General features: G+C 55.0%; 1 protein-coding gene. It reads left to right on the forward strand.

Annotated features, from left to right (window positions below):
• Positions 1 to 10 precede the first annotated feature (10 nt).
• A protein-coding gene (locus tag G5137_RS20635) for an IS3 family transposase (RefSeq protein ID WP_319889871.1) occupies positions 11 to 1,173 on the forward strand; the annotation gives its coding sequence in 2 pieces (ribosomal slippage) (positions 11 to 266 and positions 266 to 1,173; 1,164 coding nt in all).
• Positions 1,174 to 1,181 lie beyond the last annotated feature (8 nt).

The raw sequence follows: 1,181 nt of genomic DNA on the forward strand, positions 1-1,181 counted from the left end.
GAGGTGTTCAATGACAAGATTACGTCGCTCATTTACTGCCGAATTCAAACTCGAAGCCGCATCCCTGGTGCTCGACCAGGGATATTCTGTCCCCGAAGCAAGCCGTTCACTGGATGTCGGTGAAACAGTGCTCCGCCGCTGGGTTCAGCAGCTTCAATCCGAACGCTGTGGCACAACCCCAATCAGCAAAGCGCTGACTCCGGAGCAGCAGAAAATCCAGGAGCTGGAAGCCCGTATCAACCGGCTCGAACGTGAAAAGGACATACTAAAAAAGGCTACTGCTCTCTTGATGGCGGACGAGTTCACACGTACGCGCTGATAGACCGATTAAGGGAGCAAGCCCCCATCACTCTGGTCTGCTGCGCTTTCGATGTTCCCACCTCCTGCTTTTACGACTATCTGACTCGCAGGCGGACGATTAACCGTGAGCGTATGCAGCAGCGCTCTGAGTTGCGCAGGTTGTTCAAAGAAAGCCGGAACTCAGCGGGCAGCCGCGCCTTGATGTCGATGATGCGAGAGTTGGGGTATCAGATTGGCCGATTCAAAGTACGTAACCTGATGAAGGAAGCCGGGCTGGTATCCAAACAGCCGGGCGCACACCGCTATAAGGTGGCACAGTCTGAACGACCGGATATCCCCAATCTGCTGGCCCGAGAATTTGATGTCCGGCAACCTAATCAGGTGTGGTGTGGCGATATCACCTACGTCTGGGCAGGTGGTCGTTGGCATTACCTGGCAGCGGTGCTTGACCTGCATACCCGGCGGGTTGTGGGGTGGGCGATATCTGAGAAGCCTGATGCAGAGCTGGCCATCAAAGCACTTGAGATGGCGTATCAGCAACGAGGTTGTCCGTCAGGCGTGCTATTTCACTCTGACCAGGGCAGCCAATATGGCAGCCGGGCATTTCGGCAACGACTGTGGCGCTATCGCATGACCCAGAGCATGAGTCGTCGTGGTAACTGCTGGGATAACGCCCCGATGGAGCGATTGTTCAGAAGCCTGAAGTCAGAGTGGCTCCCGGCTATGGGATACATGAGCGTGCGGGAGGCAAAGCGGGATATCAGTTATTACCTGATGGATTACTACAACTGGCGGCGTCCACATCACCACAATAATGGGATACCGCCAGCAAAAGCCGAAGATCGGCCTAACCAAGTGTCCGGATTTAGTTGACCACTACA

This window comes from Aeromonas sp. 600282, from assembly GCF_049175755.1.
Taxonomy (GTDB): domain Bacteria; phylum Pseudomonadota; class Gammaproteobacteria; order Enterobacterales; family Aeromonadaceae; genus Aeromonas; species Aeromonas veronii_A.